This window comes from Mycobacterium sp. (assembly GCF_002863225.1).
In the GTDB taxonomy this organism is placed as follows: domain Bacteria; phylum Actinomycetota; class Actinomycetes; order Mycobacteriales; family Mycobacteriaceae; genus Mycobacterium.
This window is the reverse complement of the sequence record NZ_PKEK01000005.1, coordinates 37,781-55,621: the sequence shown is the minus strand read 5'-3', so window position 1 is coordinate 55,621 and position 17,841 is coordinate 37,781. Positions and strand designations below refer to the sequence as shown.

At 68.2% G+C, this 17,841-nt stretch carries 18 protein-coding genes; 13 read left to right on the top strand and 5 right to left on the bottom strand.

The features are described from left to right. Positions 1–27 precede the first annotated feature (27 nt). Genes CYU59_RS00655 through CYU59_RS00645 form a run of 3 tightly spaced genes read left to right on the top strand, consistent with a single transcriptional unit; the run spans position 28 to position 3,285 of the window. Positions 28–1,419: a cystathionine beta-synthase gene (locus CYU59_RS00655; RefSeq protein WP_292974788.1), complete on the top strand. Its 1,392-nt coding sequence runs from the start codon at positions 28–30 to the stop codon at positions 1,417–1,419. A 25-nt stretch (positions 1,420–1,444) separates the two neighbouring features. Beyond that, on the top strand, positions 1,445–2,113 hold the full coding sequence (locus tag CYU59_RS00650) for an RDD family protein (RefSeq protein WP_292974787.1): 669 nt from the start codon (positions 1,445–1,447) through the stop codon (positions 2,111–2,113). Between the two features lie 11 nt (positions 2,114–2,124). Further along, complete coding sequence (locus CYU59_RS00645; RefSeq protein ID WP_292974786.1) at positions 2,125–3,285, top strand: cystathionine gamma-synthase; 1,161 nt, start codon at positions 2,125–2,127, stop codon at positions 3,283–3,285. Between the two features lie 85 nt (positions 3,286–3,370). Here the strand turns inward: CYU59_RS00645 and greA are convergent, their stop codons facing one another. Both greA and CYU59_RS00635 read right to left on the bottom strand, forming a co-directional pair. Then, positions 3,371–3,865, bottom strand: coding sequence for a transcription elongation factor GreA (gene greA, locus CYU59_RS00640; protein ID WP_292974785.1), 495 nt, complete (start codon positions 3,863–3,865; stop codon positions 3,371–3,373). Between the two features lie 262 nt (positions 3,866–4,127). Beyond that, complete coding sequence (locus CYU59_RS00635) at positions 4,128–4,559, bottom strand: DUF4307 domain-containing protein (protein ID WP_292974784.1); 432 nt, start codon at positions 4,557–4,559, stop codon at positions 4,128–4,130. 123 nt (positions 4,560–4,682) lie between these two features. Here CYU59_RS00635 and mca point away from each other — a divergent pair, with 123 nt between their 5' ends. The 5 genes from mca to CYU59_RS00610 all read left to right on the top strand — a co-directional run bounded on the left by mca (position 4,683) and on the right by CYU59_RS00610 (position 9,652). Then, positions 4,683–5,555, top strand: a complete 873-nt coding sequence (gene mca, locus CYU59_RS00630; protein WP_292974783.1) for a mycothiol conjugate amidase Mca — start codon at positions 4,683–4,685, stop codon at positions 5,553–5,555. Then, positions 5,552–5,806: a hypothetical protein gene (locus tag CYU59_RS00625; RefSeq protein WP_292974782.1), complete on the top strand. Its 255-nt coding sequence runs from the start codon at positions 5,552–5,554 to the stop codon at positions 5,804–5,806. The genes mca and CYU59_RS00625 overlap by 4 nt, the downstream gene beginning before the upstream one ends. A gap of 125 nt (positions 5,807–5,931) precedes the next feature. Next, a complete protein-coding gene (locus CYU59_RS00620) occupies positions 5,932–7,917 on the top strand; it encodes a thioredoxin domain-containing protein (protein ID WP_292974815.1) in 1,986 nt (661 codons plus the stop codon). Positions 7,918–8,107: 190 nt separating this feature from the next. After that, a complete protein-coding gene (locus CYU59_RS00615; RefSeq protein WP_292974781.1) occupies positions 8,108–9,196 on the top strand; it encodes an FAD-binding domain-containing protein in 1,089 nt (362 codons plus the stop codon). Positions 9,197–9,280: 84 nt separating this feature from the next. Next, positions 9,281–9,652: a nuclear transport factor 2 family protein gene (locus CYU59_RS00610; protein WP_292974780.1), complete on the top strand. Its 372-nt coding sequence runs from the start codon at positions 9,281–9,283 to the stop codon at positions 9,650–9,652. Positions 9,653–9,664: 12 nt separating this feature from the next. Here the strand turns inward: CYU59_RS00610 and CYU59_RS00605 are convergent, their stop codons facing one another. Next, positions 9,665–10,381, bottom strand: a complete 717-nt coding sequence (locus CYU59_RS00605) for a hemolysin III family protein (RefSeq protein ID WP_292974814.1) — start codon at positions 10,379–10,381, stop codon at positions 9,665–9,667. 122 nt (positions 10,382–10,503) lie between these two features. Here CYU59_RS00605 and CYU59_RS00600 point away from each other — a divergent pair, with 122 nt between their 5' ends. From CYU59_RS00600 to CYU59_RS00590, 3 genes are all read left to right on the top strand, one after another. Beyond that, the gene (locus tag CYU59_RS00600; protein ID WP_292974779.1) at positions 10,504–11,307 is read left to right on the top strand and encodes a (2Z,6E)-farnesyl diphosphate synthase; all 804 of its coding nucleotides are present in this window, start codon (positions 10,504–10,506) and stop codon (positions 11,305–11,307) included. 20 nt (positions 11,308–11,327) lie between these two features. After that, entirely contained in the window at positions 11,328–12,692 is a 1,365-nt protein-coding gene (locus CYU59_RS00595) for a hypothetical protein (RefSeq protein ID WP_292974778.1), read from the top strand. 200 nt (positions 12,693–12,892) lie between these two features. Continuing rightward, complete coding sequence (locus tag CYU59_RS00590; protein ID WP_292974777.1) at positions 12,893–13,315, top strand: hypothetical protein; 423 nt, start codon at positions 12,893–12,895, stop codon at positions 13,313–13,315. 76 nt (positions 13,316–13,391) lie between these two features. Here the strand turns inward: CYU59_RS00590 and CYU59_RS00585 are convergent, their stop codons facing one another. Both CYU59_RS00585 and coaA read right to left on the bottom strand, forming a co-directional pair. Then, entirely contained in the window at positions 13,392–14,237 is an 846-nt protein-coding gene (locus CYU59_RS00585; RefSeq protein ID WP_292974776.1) for an NHL repeat-containing protein, read from the bottom strand. Then, positions 14,234–15,172 (bottom strand): type I pantothenate kinase, encoded by a 939-nt coding sequence (gene coaA / locus CYU59_RS00580; protein WP_292974775.1) that lies wholly within the window; start codon positions 15,170–15,172, stop codon positions 14,234–14,236. Before coaA ends, CYU59_RS00585 begins: the two co-directional genes overlap by 4 nt. 134 nt (positions 15,173–15,306) lie before the next feature. Between coaA and CYU59_RS00575 the strand changes: the two genes are divergently transcribed. Both CYU59_RS00575 and glyA read left to right on the top strand, forming a co-directional pair. Continuing rightward, positions 15,307–16,515: a DUF885 domain-containing protein gene (locus tag CYU59_RS00575; RefSeq protein ID WP_292974774.1), complete on the top strand. Its 1,209-nt coding sequence runs from the start codon at positions 15,307–15,309 to the stop codon at positions 16,513–16,515. Positions 16,516–16,564: 49 nt separating this feature from the next. Continuing rightward, positions 16,565–17,839, top strand: a complete 1,275-nt coding sequence (gene glyA / locus CYU59_RS00570) for a serine hydroxymethyltransferase (RefSeq protein WP_292974813.1) — start codon at positions 16,565–16,567, stop codon at positions 17,837–17,839. The last annotated feature ends 2 nt before the right edge of the window (positions 17,840–17,841 follow it).

Sequence of the window (17,841 nt, the reverse complement as noted above, 5' to 3'; positions counted from 1 at the left end):
TCGTCCCGCACCTGAGACCATCTACCCATGCGGATCGCGCAACACATCAGCGAGCTGATCGGTAACACTCCGTTGGTTCAGCTGAACTCGGTCGTGTCGCCGGGGTCGGGCCGGGTGGTGGCCAAGGTGGAATACCTCAACCCCGGTCTGAGCAGCAAAGACCGCATCGCGGTGAAGATGATCGACGCCGCCGAGGCCAGTGGCGAGCTCAAGCCCGGCGGCACCATCGTCGAGCCGACATCAGGAAACACCGGCGTCGGGCTGGCGCTGGTCGCCCAGAAGCGGGGCTACCGTTGCGTTTTCGTCTGCCCCGACAAGGTCAGCGAGGACAAGCGGAACGCGCTGCGCGCCTACGGCGCCGAGGTAGTGGTGTGCCCGACCGCCGTTCCACCCGAGCACCCGGACAGCTACTACAACGTCTCCGACCGACTGGTCGACGAGATCGACGGCGCCTGGAAGCCTGATCAATACTCCAACCCGCAGGGACCGGCCAGCCACTACGAGACCACCGGGCCGGAGATCTGGGCCGACACCGACGGCCAGATCACCCATTTCGTCGCCGGGATCGGAACCGGCGGAACGATCACCGGAGCCGGCCGCTACCTCAAAGACGCCTCCGGCGGGAAGGTGCGCGTGATCGGCGCCGATCCTGAGGGCTCGGTGTATTCCGGCGGCACCGGACGGCCGTACCTGGTCGAGGGCGTCGGCGAGGACTTCTGGCCGAAGGCCTACGACCCCGCCGTCGCCGACGAGATCATCGCGGTGTCGGACTCCGATTCGTTCAACATGACCAGGCGGCTGGCCCGCGAGGAGGCCCTGCTGGTCGGCGGCTCGTGCGGGATGGCGGTCGTGGCGGCGCTGAAAGTGGCCGAGCAGGCCGGGCCCGACGCGCTGGTGGTCGTGCTGCTGCCGGACGGGGGCCGCGGCTACATGTCGAAGATCTTCAACGACGCCTGGATGTCGTCATACGGATTCCTGCGGAACAGGCTGGACGGCTCACTGGAGCCGACGGTGGGCGACGTGTTGCGCGGCAAATCCGGCCACCTGCCCGATCTGGTGCACACCCATCCATCGGAAACCGTGCGCGACGCGATCAGCATCCTGCGCGAGTACGGGGTGTCGCAGATGCCGGTCGTCGGAGCCGAACCGCCGGTGATGGCCGGCGAGGTGGCCGGCAGTGTCTCCGAGCGCGAACTGCTCTCGGCCGTCTTCGAGGGTCGCGCCAGTCTGGCCGACGCCGTCGGGTCGCACATGAGCCCCCCGCTGCCGATCATCGGCGCCGGTGAGCAGGTCAGCGCGCTGGCCGAGACACTGCGAGATCTGGACGCCGTCATGGTCGTCGAGGAAGGCAAGCCGGTCGGCGTCATCACCCGGTACGACCTGCTGGGCTTCCTGTCCACCGGCGCAGTACGCAAGTAGCAGTGCACACAGAAGAAAGTAGCTGATGACCGAACAACCATCGTCGTCGTTCCCGCCCGCGCAGTCCGGCGGCGGTAGTTACCCGCCGCCTCCGCCGCCACCAGGGGGAGGCAACTACCCGCCCCCGCCGCCGCCGTCGTCGGGGGGATACGCGCCCCCGCCGCCCGGACCCGTCCTGCGCGGTCTGCCGCGCGAGGCTTTCACCCCGTGGCTGACCCGGGTCGCGGCCTACGTCATCGACCACCTGCCGCTGGCGCTGATCCTCGGCGTCGGCTGGTTGGTGCTGGAGAACTCCGTCGACAGTGCGTGTCTGACCAACCTCACGATGACGTCGGTAGAGCAGATCTGCTCGACCGGGCCGTCGTCACTTGGACTCACCGTGATGTGGATAGCGGTGCTGGCGGCGGTGGGCTACTTCGTCTGGAACTTCGGCTACCGGCAGGGCACCACCGGATCCAGCATCGGTAAGTCGGTGCTGGGATTCCGCGTCGTCAGCGAGAAGACCGGGGAGCCAATCGGGTTCGGCTTGTCGGTGCTGCGCGCGTTTGCGCACGCCGTCGATGCGGCCATCTTCTACGTCGGGTACCTGTTCCCGCTCTGGGATGCCAAGCGCCAGACGCTGGCCGACAAGATGATCGCCACGGTGTGCCTGCCGCGCGACCGGACGGCCGATGCAGCGGGGACCGCTCACTAGGCTGGTCGTCGATGAGCGATCACGAACTCTTCGCAAAAGCGGGCCCGGCCACCAAGGCCATCCACGCCGGTTACCGGCCCGACCCGGCGACCGGCGCGGTCAACGCCCCGATCTACGCCAGCAGCACGTTCGCTCAGGACGGCGTCGGCGGTCTGCGCGGCGGATTCGAGTACGCCCGCACCGGCAACCCGACGCGTGCGGCGCTGGAAACCGCACTGGCGGCTGTCGAGGACGGCACCTTCGGCCGCGCGTTCAGCTCCGGTATGGCGGCCAGCGACTGCGTGCTGCGCGCGGTGCTGCGTCCCGGCGACCACGTGGTGATTCCCGACGACGCCTACGGCGGGACGTTCCGGTTGATCGACAAGGTCTTCACGCACTGGGGCGTGCAGCACACCCCGGTCGCGTTGTCCGATCTCGACGCGGTGCGGGCAGCGGTCACGCCGCAGACCCGGCTGATCTGGGTCGAGACGCCCACCAACCCGCTGCTGTCGATCGCCGATATCGCCGGAATCGCCCAGATCGGCACCGACACCGGTGCAAAGGTGTTGGTGGACAACACTTTTGCTTCGCCGGCGTTGCAGCAGCCGCTGACCCTCGGCGCGGACATCGTGTTGCACTCCACCACGAAATACATCGGCGGGCACTCCGATGTGGTCGGTGGTGCGCTGGTCACCAGCGACGAGGAGTTGGACGCGGCGTTCGGCTTTCTGCAGAACGGCGCCGGCGCGGTGCCGGGGCCGTTCGACGCCTACCTGACCCTGCGCGGCCTCAAGACGCTGGTGCTGCGGATGCAGCGGCACAGCGAAAACGGCGCTGCGGTAGCGCAATTCCTAGCCGAGCACCCGTCGGTGGACACGGTGCTGTATCCGGGTCTGCCGGATCATCCCGGTCACCAGGTCGCCGCGCGGCAGATGCACGGGTTCGGCGGCATGGTGTCGGTGCGGATGCGCGGCGGACGTGCTGCGGCCCAGGCGCTGTGCGCCGACACCCGGGTGTTCATCCTCGCCGAATCGCTCGGCGGAGTGGAGTCGCTGATCGAGCACCCCGGAGCGATGACGCATGCGTCGACGGCCGGTTCGCAGTTGGAGGTTCCCGACGACCTGGTGCGGCTGTCCGTCGGCATCGAGGACATCGCCGACCTGATCGCCGACCTGGAGCAGGCGCTCGGCTGAGTTTCGGGGCGCCGACCGTGAATCCTGCGACGCAACTCGCCGCGCGAACGTCGGACAACGCACGCTCGCCGAGGAAAGCGCCGCCTCAGGAGTGGTAGGGCTCCGCGCTGACCAGCGTCACCTCGACGGTGTTGCCGTTCGGCACGGTGTACTTCTTCGTCTCGCCGACCTTGGCGTCGATCAGCGCGCCGCCCAGCGGTGAGGCGGGCGAGTAGACCTCGAGCTTGCCGTCGTGCACGGCCTGCTCGCGGGTGCCGATCAGGAAGGTTTCGGTGTCCGACTTGTCGCCGTCGTAGTACACCTTGACCACCGATCCGGGCAGTGCGACGCCCGACTGCTTCGGAGCCTCGCCGACCTTGGCGTTGTTCAGCAGGTCCTGCAGCTGACGAATCCGCGCCTCCTGCTGGCCCTGCTCTTCACGCGCGGCGTGGTAGCCGCCGTTCTCACGCAGGTCGCCTTCCTCGCGGCGGTCGTTGATCTCCGCAGCGATGACCGGACGGTTCGCGATCAACTGATCGAGCTCGGCCTTCAGTCGGTCGTGTGACTCCTGGGTCAACCAGGTCACCTGGGTGTCCGTCATCTTGTCGTGCTCCTTGTTGTGTCAATCGGGCGGAATTCCGCCTCTGCAGGCTGTCGGTCGTACTGCGGGCGGAGGCACCGCGTGTACTGCCGACCCCCGTAATCGGGTGTACCCCCTGCGCGGCGCAGCTGGCCGCTAATGCAGCAATACACGGTCCCAGCCGGAACCGTGCATCGGACAAGCTTACCACCGAGGCGAAGCCGGACGAGGGCATTTACGCAGTTCGGCCTTCATCGCCGAGTTTGCCGGGGCCGCGGTTGGACTACGGCTCGCGCAGGTAACCGGGCACATCGGTGCCGCAGCCGTAGACGTCGCCGACGACGGCCGGCTTGCTCGATTTCAGCACCGTCGTCACCTGCACCGTTGCCCGGGGCGACGGCGCCACCAGCACCTCCCGCCGGCCGGTTTCGCTGCCGTCTTTCGCGCGGACCCGCACGATGCAATCGACCGGGCGGCGCGGGTCTTTTCGCGTCACGCTGATCGTTACTGACACGGTCTGGCTGTCGATCAGTCGATAGCCGGCCAGCGTCCCCTCGACGTCGCTGCGGCCGAGCCGCAGATAGCCGACGGCGGCGATGACGACTCCGACCGCGGCGACCACGATGGCGAGCAGGGAGGCACGGCGCCGTGACGGGCGCAGCGAACGACCGCGGCCGTACCGGGTATCCGGTGTCGATGAGGAGGTATCGGTCATGATGTGTGGCGGTCGGTGCCGGGGCCGGGCCACAGGAGTGGGCTCGGGACCCGGAATCCGGGATGGAACTATTGGTCCTGGAACTATAGGCGCAGAAGACAGCGGCACACAGTCAGGGAGCACGTGAGCGAACTGCGGTTGATGGCGGTACACGCCCACCCGGACGACGAGTCCAGTAAGGGCGCCGCCACCCTTGCCCGCTACGCGGACGAGGGGCACCGCGTATTGGTGGTGACCCTGACCGGCGGTGAGCGCGGCGACATCCTGAACCCGGCGATGGACCTGCCGGAGGTGCACGGGCGTATCGCGGACGTCCGTCGCGACGAGATGGCCAAGGCCGCCGAGATCCTGGGGGTCGAGCACACCTGGCTGGGTTTCGTCGACTCCGGTCTGCCGCAGGGAGATCCGCTGCCGCCGCTGCCGAAGGACAGCTTCGCGCTGGTCCCGCTGGAGGTGTCCACCGAGGCGCTGGTCCGGGTGGTGCGCGAGTTCCGCCCGCACGTGATGACCACCTACGACGAAAACGGCGGCTACCCGCACCCCGATCACATTCGCTGCCACCAGGTTTCGGTGGCCGCCTACGAGGCGGCCGGTGATTACCGCCGCTTTCCGGACGCCGGCCCGGTGTGGTCGGTCGCCAAGCTGTACTACAACCACGGGTTCCTGCGTCAGCGCATGCAGCGGCTGCAGGACGAGTTCGCCAAGCGCGGGCAGACCGGTCCGTTCGAGAAATGGCTCAAGCACTGGGATCCCGCGCACGACGTGCACGCCGACCGGGTGACGACACGCGTCGAATGCTCGGCGTACTTCTCGCAGCGCGACGACGCACTGCGGGCGCATGCCACCCAGATCGATCCGAACGGTGACTTCTTCGCTGCGCCGATCTCCTGGCAGCAGGAGCTGTGGCCGACCGAAGAGTTCGAGCTGGCCCGCTCGCGCGTCCCGGTGCGGCTGCCGGAGACAGACCTGTTCGCCGGAATCGAGGACGAGTCGTGACCCACCTTCATCTGGCCGCGTGGGCGTTGCTGGCTGACCAGGGGCCGCGCAACAGCGGACCCGACTTCGGCAAAGCCAGCCCGTTCGGCCTGCTGCTCGTCGTGCTGCTGCTGATCGCGGTGGTTTTTCTGGTGCGCTCGATGAACCGGCACCTGAAGAAGCTGCCGGAGTCGTTCGACCCGCAGCATCCCGAGCCGGATCAGGCCGTCGACGACGGGACCATCGATCAGCCGCCGCACGAGCCGCGCTGACGACGATGCAGAGCGCAGCGATGCGGAGGAGCAGCGCAATTGAGCCGCACTGACGACGATGCAGAGCGCAGCGATGCGGAGGAGCAGCGCCATTGAGCCGCGCTGAGCCGCCGAGGAGCAGGGCAATTGCAACCAGCGGGCAGAACGAGCTAGCCGGGGCCGCCAGCCCCTACCTGCGCCAGCACGCCGGCAACCCGGTGCACTGGCAGCAGTGGTCGCCGGCCGCGCTGGCCGAGGCGGCAGAGCGTGACGTGCCGATCCTGCTCTCCATCGGCTATGCCGCCTGCCACTGGTGCCACGTGATGGCCCACGAATCGTTCGACGACGCCGAGGTAGCCGCCGCGATGAACGCCGGCTTCGTCTGCGTGAAGGTGGACCGCGAGGAGCGCCCCGACATCGACGCGGTCTACATGAACGCCACCGTTGCGCTGACCGGGCAGGGCGGTTGGCCGATGACCTGTTTTCTGACACCCGACGGGCGGCCGTTCTTCTGCGGCACCTACTACCCCAAAGCTGCTTTCCTGCAACTACTTTCGGCGGTATCGACAACCTGGCGGGACCGACGGGCCGACGTCGAGCAGACGTCCGATCAGATCGCGACCGAGCTGCGGTCGATGTCGGGCTCGTTTCGCGGCGGGCCACCGGTCGAGCCCGCGCTGTGTGACCACGCCGTCGCCGGGGTGCTGCGCGACGAGGACACCGCCCGCGGCGGATTCGGTGGCGCACCGAAATTCCCGCCGTCGGCGTTGCTGGAGGCATTGCTGCGGCATTGGGAGCGTACGGGCTCACCGCAGGCGCTGACGGCCGTTCAGCGGACCGGAACCGCAATGGCCCGCGGTGGCATCTACGACCAACTGGCCGGCGGGTTCGCCCGCTACAGCGTCGACAATGACTGGGTGGTACCGCATTTCGAAAAGATGCTCTACGACAACGCGTTGCTGTTGCGCGCCTACGCGCACTGGGCCCGTCGAACGGGCGATCCACTGGCTCGTCGCGTCGCCGCCGAGACCGCCCGTTTCCTGCTCGACGAGTTGCGCGACGGCCCGCTGTTCATCTCCTCGCTGGACGCCGACGCCGACGGCCGCGAGGGGTCGACCTACGTGTGGACGCCGGAGCAGCTCGCCGAAACCCTCGGTGACAGCGACGGGGATTGGGCCGCTTCGGTTTTCGCCGTGACGACGACCGGCACCTTCGAAGACGGTGCGTCGGTCCTGCAGCGTCCGGCCGACGCGGCTGATCCGGTCCGCTTCGAGGCGGTGCGATCGGCGCTGCTGGCCGCCCGGTCGAGCCGGCCGCAGCCGGGCCGCGACGACAAGATCGTCACCGGCTGGAACGGGCTGGCGATCACCGCGCTGGCCGAGGCCAGCGTGGCGCTGGACGCGCCCGAATTAGCCGACGCCGCAACGGATTGCGCGACGGCGTTGACTGCGCTGCATCTGGTGGACGGACGGCTGCGTCGGGCCAGCCTCGGTGGTGTCGTCGGCGAGAGCGCCGCGATCCTCGACGACCACGCGATGCTGGCCACCGGCCTGCTCGCGCTGTATCAGCTTGACGGCCAAGCTCATTGGCAGTCGACCGCCGCCGACCTACTCGATATCGCTTTGACGCACTTCGCCGATTCCGACAACCCGGGCCGCTGGTTCGACAGCGCCGACGACGGCGAGCAACTGCTGCTGCGGCCCGCCGACCCGTACGACGGCGCCACGCCGTCGGGCGCATCGTCGATCGCCGAGGCTCTGTTGACCGCGGCCCATATCGGCGGGGAGGAGCGCTACCGGCGGGCGGCGGCCGATGCGCTGCAAGCACATTCACCGCTGCTGGCCCGCGCGCCACGCTCGGCCGGCCACTGGCTGGCGGTGGCCGAGGCTGCCGTTCGCGGGCCGCTGCAGATCGCGGTGGCCTGCTCCGGCCCGGGCTCGCCGCTGCTGGCCGATGCCCGCCGGCTGGCCCCCGGTGGCGCGATCGTTGTCGGTGGCGCGGCGGATTCCTCGGAGTTGCTTGCCGGCCGCGACCGGGTCGCCGGGGCCGACGCCGCTTACGTCTGCCGCGGCCGGGTCTGCGATCTGCCGGTCACCACCGCCGAAGCGCTGGCGGTTGCGCTCGCCCGGTGACGATGCGGTCGGTGGTTCTGGTGCGCTCGATGAACCGGCACCTGAACAAGCTGCCGGAGTCGTTCGACCCGCAGCATCCCGAGCCGGATCAGGCCGTCGACGACGGGACCATCGGTCAGCCGCAGCACGAGTCCGGCGGAGCCGCGCTAACCGCGGAGCCGTGTCGGAGCAGCTGCCTAAGCTCGGCAGCGTGTCGCCGTTCCCCGCCTCCCGCTCGGAAATTCTCGATCGAATATCGCGCATCGACGCCGCCACCTATGCCCGGCAGCGCAACTTCACCGACGGTGGAACGGAGATCTCGCCTTTCCTGACGCGCGGGTTGGTCACGCTGCCCGAGGTGCGCGACCTGATCCTCTCCCGGCACTCACCTAGTGCGGCGTACAAGTTCGTCTTCGAGTTGGCCTGGCGCGAGTATTGGCAGCGGGAATGGACATTCCTCGGCGATTCCATCTTCAGCGACCTCAAGCGACCTCAGCACCCAGTCAGCTCCCGTCGCATCCCGCGGGCAGTGCTTGACGCCGACACCGGAATCGAGGCCTTCGACGACGCCGTGCGAAATCTCTACGCGACCGGGTACATGCACAACCACGAGCGCATGTGGTTGGCCGGTCTGATCTGCAACATCGGTCGTACGCACTGGTGGCAACCCAGTCGGTGGCTTTACTACCACCTGCTTGACGGTGATCCGGCGAGCAACATGCTGTCGTGGCAGTGGGTGGCCGGCACCAACAGCCACAAGAAGTACGTGCCCGCCCAGGCGAACGTCAACAAGTATTCGCCGCGCAAGCAACACGGAACTTTCATCGACCACGGCTACGGCACGCTGGCCGATATGGCCGTACCCGATCGGCTCGGTGAACGCGCCGACCTCGAGCTGAGTTGGCTGCCGCCGGCATCGGGCGGCAGGCCGTCGATCGATCCGTCCAAGCCGACGCTGCTATATCACCCGTTCTGGCTGAATGCGAGCTGGCGCGAACACGAAAATGCCAACCGCCTCGTCGTGTTCGAGCCCAGCTGGTTCGCACGGTTCCCTGTCGCCCCGCACGTGACGGAGTACCTCGTGCGCTGTGCGCAGGAAATCCCCGGCGCGCACATCGTCGTCGCTGATTTCGACGATCTGCAGCTCGGCGACCGCGTCGCCTTCATGCGCCATCCTTCGGTCTCGCACTGGCGCGGAACCGGCGACGAGATGCCGCGGATGTTCCCTCGGGTCCCGGAGAGGTCCTACAGCTCGTTCACAAGTTTCTGGAAGCAATGTCAAAAAGCGCTCAGCCGGTAAGCCGGCCTCAGGTCGGATGATGAGCCGGTGACAGTACGGGCCGGTCAACGCGGCCCGGTGACGATGCCGGTAACGTCTCGACCTATGCCACGCGCGGAACAGATCACCGAAGTCGTCAACCGCTACATCAGCCTGGTCAACAACGGCACCGCGGATGATCTCGTCGAGTTGTACGCCGACGACGCCACCGTCGAGGATCCGGTCGGCGGCGAGGTGCACATCGGGCGCCAGGCCATCCACGGCTTCTACTCCGCGATGGAGGCGGTGCGGCGGCACTGCGAGTTGGTCACACTGCGGGTGGCCGGTCACGAGGCGGCGTTCCACTTCAAGCTCACCATCACCGCGGGCGAGAGCCGGATGCTGATCGAGCCGATCGATGTGATGGTGTTCGACGGCGAAGGCAAGATCGCCGCGATGAAGGCCTACTGGTCGCCGGAGAGCGTCACGCAGCTCTAGCGAGCCTCCGCTCTAGCGCCCCAGCGGCACGTCGACGTTGAACACTGCGAACCAGATCGCGATGTAGTGGCAGATCGCGGCCACCGCGGTGCACGCATGGAAGAACTCGTGGTAGCCGAATGTCCTGGGCCACGGATCCGGCCAGTGCATCGCGTACATGATGCCGCCGATGCTGTACAGGGCCCCGCCGACGGCCAGCAGCACCATCGCGGCCACCCCGGCGTTGTGCAGGATCACCGCGATGTAGAACGCCGAGACCCAGCCGAGGACAAGGTAGAGCGGCACGCCGACCCAGCGCGGTGCGGCCGGCCAGCACAGCTTGAGCAGCACCCCGGCGAGGGCGCCGCCCCAAACCATCCACAGCACCAACTCTCCGGAGTCGTGCGGCATCGCCAGCAACGCGAACGGCGTGTAGGTACCCGCGATCAGCACGAAGATCATCGAGTGGTCGAGCCGCTTCATCCACATGCGGGCCCGGGGCGACGTCCAGGTGACCCGGTGGTAGACCGCGCTGGTGGTGAACATGCCCACCACCGCGACGGTGTAGATGAACGTCGCCAGACCCGCCTTGAGGCCTTCCATCGGCCACGACACCGCGATCAGTGAGACGCCGGCGAACAGCGCGATCACCGCCGACACCAAGTGGATCCAGCCCCGCGCCCGGGGCTTGACCAGTGCCTGTGCGGTGTCCTTGACGCCCTCGGCGATGTGCTCGGCGACGTCACCCACACCGTGGGTAGCTTCCGTGTCGTGAGCCGTGGGGGCCACGTCGGTCTCGCGGCTCAATCGCCCTCCATGAGTTGCGGCAGGATCGCCGATGAGCATTGTGGCCCACAGTAATCTGGTTCCCTGTGGAGATCATCCCGCCGCGCGTCAAGGAACCGTTGTATCGGCTCTACGAGCTGCGGCTGCGGCAGGGACTGGCGGCGTCGAAGTCGGCGCTGCCGCGTCACATCGCGGTGCTGTGCGACGGAAACCGGCGCTGGGCGCGCGACGCCGGCTACGAGGATGTCTCCTACGGCTACCGGATGGGCGCGGCCAAGATCGCCGAGATGCTGCGCTGGTGTCAGGATGCCGGCATCGAAATGGCCACGGTGTACCTGCTTTCCACCGAAAACCTGCGACGCGACCCAGCCGAGCTCGCCGCGTTGATCGAGATCATCACCGACGTCGTGGAGGAGATCTGCGCGCCGGTCAACGGCTGGAGCGTGCGGACGGTCGGCGACCTGGAACTGATCGGCGAAGAACCGGCGCGCCGGCTGCGCGACGCCGTCAACGGCACCGAGGGCACGGCCGCGACCGGCAACGCCAGCTTCCACGTCAACGTCGCGGTCGGCTACGGCGGCCGCCAGGAGATCGCCGAGGCGGTGCGCGGGTTACTCGGCAAGGCGCTGGCCGACGGAGCCAGCGGCGAGGAACTCGTCGAAGCCGTGACCGTCGACGCCATCTCGGAGAATCTCTACACCTCCGGGCAGCCCGATCCCGACCTGGTGATCCGGACGTCGGGCGAGCAGCGACTGTCCGGCTTTCTGTTGTGGCAGAGCGCCTATTCGGAGATGTGGTTCGCCGAGGCGCACTGGCCCGCGTTCCGCCGGGTCGATTTCCTGCGCGCGCTGCGCGATTACAGCTTGCGACACCGCCGCTACGGCGGCTGACTACGTGCGAGACTGAGGGCATGGCTGCGCTCTCAGCTTTCGTGTTCTCGCTGAGTTGGTGGTTGGGGCTGTATCTGCTGGCCCGCAATCCACGCAAGCCGGTCCTGGTGTTCTCCGCGGTCGGTCTGTGCAGTTTCGCGATGGCGGTCGCCCTGGACGCGGTCCGGCTGGTGACGCACTCCGCACTCCTGGGCCAGGTGGAGATCTATCTGGTTGCGGTGCCGGGGGTCGCCTGGTTCGCCGTCCTCGTCGAAATGGCCCGTCCGGGGGACAGCGGCCGGGCGCGTTCCGTCGAGGTGCTCGCAGTCGGCGTCGTCGCGGCCCTGACCCTGGCGGGAGCGACGGTAGCCGGCACCGTCGCGGGTCCGCTGCGGATCGGTCATGTGCTGATGTGCCTGGTGATTTCGGTGTCCACCCTGTACGCGATGGTCGCCGCCCTGGTGCGTCGTACGCAGACGATCCCGGTCGTCGGGCTGATCATCACCGCGACGATGTTCTTTGCGTTGGCCAACGCAATCCTGATCATCCCGCTGGGCGTGGTGCCGAGTTGGCTGGCGCTGGCCTCGACGGGCTGTGACGTGTTCTGCCTGGGTGTCGCGGTGGCGCTGTGGGATGCCTTCGACGAGGGTCAGGCGCTACGGGCCGACATGCTGCGCTCGTTCACCGGCACCGGCATGGTGGTCGCGCTGATCGGCGGCCAGATGCTGGTCGCGATCGAGTTGACCCGCGGGCAGAGCGCCGCGCAGACCGCGCTGACCGTGCTGCTGTTCACCAGCCTGGCGATCGCGGCGTCGGTCCAGGTGCTGGCCGATCCGCTAGCCGGGCTGCTCGACCGGATGGTGTTCTCGCGGGCCCCGATGCTGCGGGCCGATCGAGAGACGTTGCGCCGCACCCAGTCCGCCCTGCCGCTGCGGCTGGCGGATCCGCTGGACGGTTTCGACGACGACACCTTCGCCAGGCTGACCCGTCGGGCGCTGGGCCACTACGGCGACTTGTCCAAGCTGGTGGCCAACCCGCTGACCGCGCTGCCCGCCATCGACGAGCGACTGGCCGCCCGCGGTGCCCCGGATCAGCCGCTGGAACGCGCCATCGAACTCAAGGCGCTGCTGGCCGACCGGATCGCGGCGCTCAAGCCGCGCGACAGCGGCGACTTCGGCACGAGTGAGCAATGGCGCCACTACAACTCGCTGTACTTCCCGTACGTCGCCGGGGTGCGCGCCTACGCCCAGAACGCCACCGCGGCGGGCCTGGACCCGACCGCCCGGCAGGCGTGGCAGTGGCTCGTCACCGATGTGCCGCAACGCTCCCTGCACAACTGGCAGAACGCCGCCGCGAAGCTGATCGCCGCCGATCTTCGCGGCCGGGCGATGGTTCCCAGCGAGTAGCGAACCCCGGGTCGTCCTTCGGCCCGGTGGTGGCGATGCCGGCTCGCGATCTGGTTAGACCGGCTAGGCACGGAATACGTGGTCTGGATCACGCCGTTGACCTGCGAATGGCAGTGCCTGGCAGTGCCACGTGTCGATCTGGCAGCTGCCCGTCGGCAAGCTCAGAGGTGTTCGACCCCATATCTGCAAGGAGTTCCGACATGACCGCTGTTACTCCACTGGCCACCCGGCCGTTCGACGACTCGACCGACTCCCTGTTGCGCTTCGGCATGCGGCTCGACGCAACGCTGAGCGGCGCGGTCGGCCTCTTCATCGCCTTGCTGGCGGACTCGATCTCATCGGTGACCGGTCTGAGTTCGGTGGCCGAATTCATCGGGGGCGCGTTGCTGGTGTTCTGCGGCCTCGGTGTGTACGGGCTTGCCGCAGTACCGGATCTGCGCCGCGTCGGGATCGCCGTCATCGCCGGCAACGTGGTCCTGAGTGCGGCGACGCTCGTCGTGCTCGCCACCGGCGTGCTGCCGCTGACCGGGGCCGGTGTCGTCGCCACCCTGGCCGGCAGCGGTTACTTCGCGCTGATGGGCTACCTGCAGTACCTCGGAGTGCGCCGGCTCCCAACGGCGTAGCTCCCGTCCCGCCGGTGCGGGGCGCCGCTGTCAGAGGTTGCGGCGAGCGTCCCCGCATCGGCCTTTGCGGTCGTGCTCAGTCCGCGGCCAGTTTGACGACGCGGCCGTTCATCGAATCGGCGACGTAGACGTTGCCGCCGGGATCGACCGCAACCCCGTCCGGCCAGGACAGGCCCGTCAACGGCAGGGCGACCTGGCTGGTCGAGCCGGCCGGCAGCCTCAGCACCCGCCGGTTGTTGTGGTCGACCACGTAGACGCTGCCGTCATTGCCCAACGCGACACCGGTCGGCTGGTTCAACCCGGTGAACGGCAGCTCGGTCTGACTTCCACCGGCGAGCTTCACCACCCGGTCGCCGTGGGTCTGGGTATCGCCGACGTAGACACTCCCGGCTCCGTCGACCGCCACGCCCTGGACGATGTCCACTCCGGTCAGGGGCAGCACGGTCTGGCTGGTCGATCCCACCGCGAGTTCGACGACCTGATGGGTGCGACGGTCGGCCACGTAGACGTTGCCCGCGCCGTCCACCGTCAGGGCCCGCGGGTCGACCAGTCCGGTGAACGGCAGCTCGGTCTGGGTGGCGTCGGGCGCCAGCTTCAGCACTTTTCCGGCGCCGGGGTAGCCGTCGGTGAAATAGCTGACGTAGACGCTGCCGGCGGTGTCGACGGCCACGCCGGTGAGGTTCTGCAGTCCGGTGAACGGCAGCTCGGTCTGGGTGCCCGACCCGGCGGCGAGCTTCAGCACCCGGCGGTGGCCGGCGTCGGTGACGTAGACGTCGCCGCCCACGCTGACGGCGACGCCGTTCGGGTTCTTCAGGCCGGTGAACGGCAGGTCCACCTGACGGGTGGCCGACGCAGACCCCGGCGTACCGAGCGCAGCGAGCACCAGGGCCGCCGCGGTCGCTGCGATCAGGCGCGGCTTCACAGTTTGCGCAGCCGCAGCCGGTTGATGGCATGGTCGGCGTCTTTGCGCAGCACCAGGGTGGCCCGCGGCCGGGTGGGCAGGATGTTCTCGATCAGGTTGGGCCGGTTGATCGATCGCCAGATGTCGCGCGCGGCGATGTCGGCCTGCTGGTCGGTCAGCCCCGCGTAGTGATGGAAATGCGACGCCGGGTTGGCGAACGCCGTCGAGCGCATCGCCAGGAAGCGCGAGATGTACCAACCCTCGATGTCTTCGATCCGCGCGTCGACGTAGAGCGAGAAGTCGAAGAGATCCGAGACCATCAGCGTCGGTCCGGTCTGCAGTACGTTGAGGCCCTCGAGGATCAGGATGTCGGGGTGGCGCACCACCTGCTTGGCGTCCGGCACCCGGTCGTAGTGCAGGTGCGAATACACCGGCGCGCACACGTAGTCCGATCCCGACTTCACCGAAGTCACGAACCGCATCAGCGCACGCCGGTCGTAGCTTTCTGGAAAACCCTTGCGGTGCATCAGGTTTCGGCGGCTCAACTCGGCGTTGGGGTACAGGAAACCGTCAGTGGTGACCAGGTCGACGCGCGGGTGGTGGTCCCAGCGGGCCAGCAGCGCCTGCAGCACGCGAGCCGTGGTCGACTTGCCGACCGCGACGCTGCCCGCCACCCCGATGATGAACGGCACCGGCCGGTCGGGGTTCTGCTGCGGTTCACCGAGGAACTCGGCGGTGGCCGAGAACAACCCCTGGCGGGCCGCGACCTGTAGGTGCAGGAGTCGAGCGAGTGGCAGGTAGACCTCTTCGACCTCGCGCAGGTTGACCTGTTCGCCGATACCGCGCAGGCCGACGATCTCTTCTTCGGTCAGCGGCTGCGGCGTGGACATACGGAGCGCGCGCCATTGACTTCGATCGAACTCCACATAGGGGCTCGGCTCGCTGGCCCGCGGCATGACAGCCAGTCTTGCAGCTTCATGCCTGCGATGGTCGGTTGGGGCGACCGGAAAGCTGCGACCAGTCGGCGGGCGCGACGACGATGCCGCAGCGAAGCGGCGGAAGACAAGTCGGGCAAATAGACTCGGCAGGCGTGGACCCTGACGCGCTGATCCGTGAGTACCTGCTCCTCGGTTTGCGTTTCGACCGGATCGAGCCGGGCTACGTCGACGCCTTCACCGGTGACCCGGCGCTGCGCCGAGCGGTGGCCGATGAGTCCGCACCCGACCCGGCCGAGCTGGCCCGGCAAGCCGCCCGCCTCATCGCGGCGCTGCCAGATGTGCCGCGCCGCAACGGATTCGACTCCCAACGTGCGGAGTATGTGGGCGCGCACCTGCGTGCACTGGAATGCGCGGCGCGGAAGTTCGCCGGTGCCGACATCGGCTTCGTCGACGAGGTCCACGCCTACTTCGACGTCCGCATCGGCAAGGGTGACACCGAGTCCTACCGGCAGGCGCATGCCCGCCTCGACGAAGCCCTGGGCGGCACCGGTCCGCTGGCCGACCGGATGGAGGCGCACCGCGTCGGCGAAGAGATCCCGCCGGACCGGCTGGCGGCCGCCATCGATGCGTTCTCCAGCGCGTTGCGCGACCGGGTTCGCGCCGAATATCCGCTGCCGGACACCGAAACCGTCGACTACCAGGTGGTGACCGACAAACCGTGGTCGGGCTTCAACTACTACCTGGGTGACTACCGCTCGACCGTCGCCGTCAACGCCGACCTCAAACAGCTGATGTCCAACCTGCCACGGCTGGTGGCCCACGAGTCCTACCCCGGACACCACACCGAGCACTGCCGCAAAGAGGCCGGTCTGGTGCGCCGCCGGGGTCAGGACGAGCAGACCATCTTCCTGGTCAACACTCCGCAGTGCCTGATGGCTGAGGGTCTGGCAGACCTGGCGCTTTACGCCGCGGTCGGTCCGGGTTGGGGAAGCTGGGCGACCGAGATCTATGCCGACCTCGGTCTGCGTTTCGACGGCGACCGTGCCGAAGCGGTGTCGGAGGCGTCCGCGGCGCTGGCCGGGGTGCGGCAGGACGCGGCGTTGATGCTGCACGACGAGCATCGCGACGCCGACGAGGTCGCGGAGTTTCTGCGGCGCTGGCTGCTGGTCAACGACACCCGGGCCCGGCAGATGCTGCGTTTCCTGTCCTCTCCGCTGTGGCGCGCGTACACCAGCACCTACGTGGAGGGGTACCGGTTGCTGCGCGGCTGGTTGGACGACCGGCCCGCCGAGGTGAGCCTTGTCGAACGGTTCGGCCGGTTGCTCGACGAGCCGTTCGTGCCGTCGACGATGCCCGCTTAGACTGGCGGACGTGACTGCCGCACCCGACGCCCGCACTGCCTCCTCCATCATGTCGGCCCCGTTGACCGAGGTCGACCCCGACATCGCCGAACTGCTCGGCAAAGAGCTTGGCCGCCAGCGCGACACGCTCGAGATGATCGCCTCGGAGAACTTCGTACCTCGCGCGGTGCTGCAGGCCCAGGGCAGCGTGCTGACCAACAAATACGCCGAAGGTCTGCCCGGCCGCCGCTACTACGGCGGCTGCGAGTTCGTCGACGAGGTGGAGAACATCGCCCGCGACCGCGCCAAGGCGCTGTTCGGCGCCGACTTCGCCAACGTCCAGCCGCATTCCGGGGCACAGGCCAACGCCGCGGTGCTGCATGCACTGATGAAGCCGGGGGAGCGGCTGCTGGGCCTCGACCTGGCCAACGGCGGACACCTGACGCACGGGATGAAGCTGAATTTCTCCGGCAAGCTCTACGAGAACGCCTTCTACGGCGTGGACGACACCACGCATCTGATCGACATGGACAAAGTGCGCGCCCAGGCGCTCGAGTTCCGGCCGAAGGTGATCGTCGCGGGCTGGTCGGCGTACCCGCGCGTGCTGGACTTCGCCGCATTCAAATCGATCGCCGACGAGGTCGACGCCAAGTTGTGGGTGGACATGGCGCACTTCGCCGGCCTGGTCGCCGCCGGACTGCATCCCTCGCCGGTGCCCGACTCCGACATCGTGTCCAACACCGTGCACAAGACGCTGGGCGGCCCGCGGTCCGGAATGATCATGGGCAAGCAGGAATACGCCAAGTCGATCAACTCCGCGGTGTTCCCCGGTCAGCAGGGCGGGCCGCTGATGCATGTGATCGCCGCCAAGGCCGTCGCGCTGAAGATCGCCGGCACCCCGGAGTTCGTCGAGCGTCAGCAGCGAACGCTGACCGGCGCCCGGATCATCGCCGACCGGTTACTGGAAGCCGACGTGGCCAAGGCCGGTGTCTCGGTGGTCAGCGGCGGCACCGACGTCCACCTGGTGCTGGTCGACCTGCGCGATTCACCGCTGGATGGACAGGCCGCCGAGGATCTGCTGCACGACGCCGGCATCACCGTCAACCGCAACGCGGTGCCGAACGACCCGCGGCCGCCGATGGTGACGTCCGGGCTCCGGATCGGCACGCCGGCGCTGGCCACCCGCGGCTTCGGCGACGCCGAGTTCACCGAGGTGGCCGACATCATCGCCACCGCGCTGGCCGCCGGCACCGCCGCCGACGTGCCGGCCCTACGTGACCGGGTGACCCGTCTGGCCAGGGCGTTTCCACTGTACGACGGCCTCGAGGACTGGTCGCTCGCCTGATG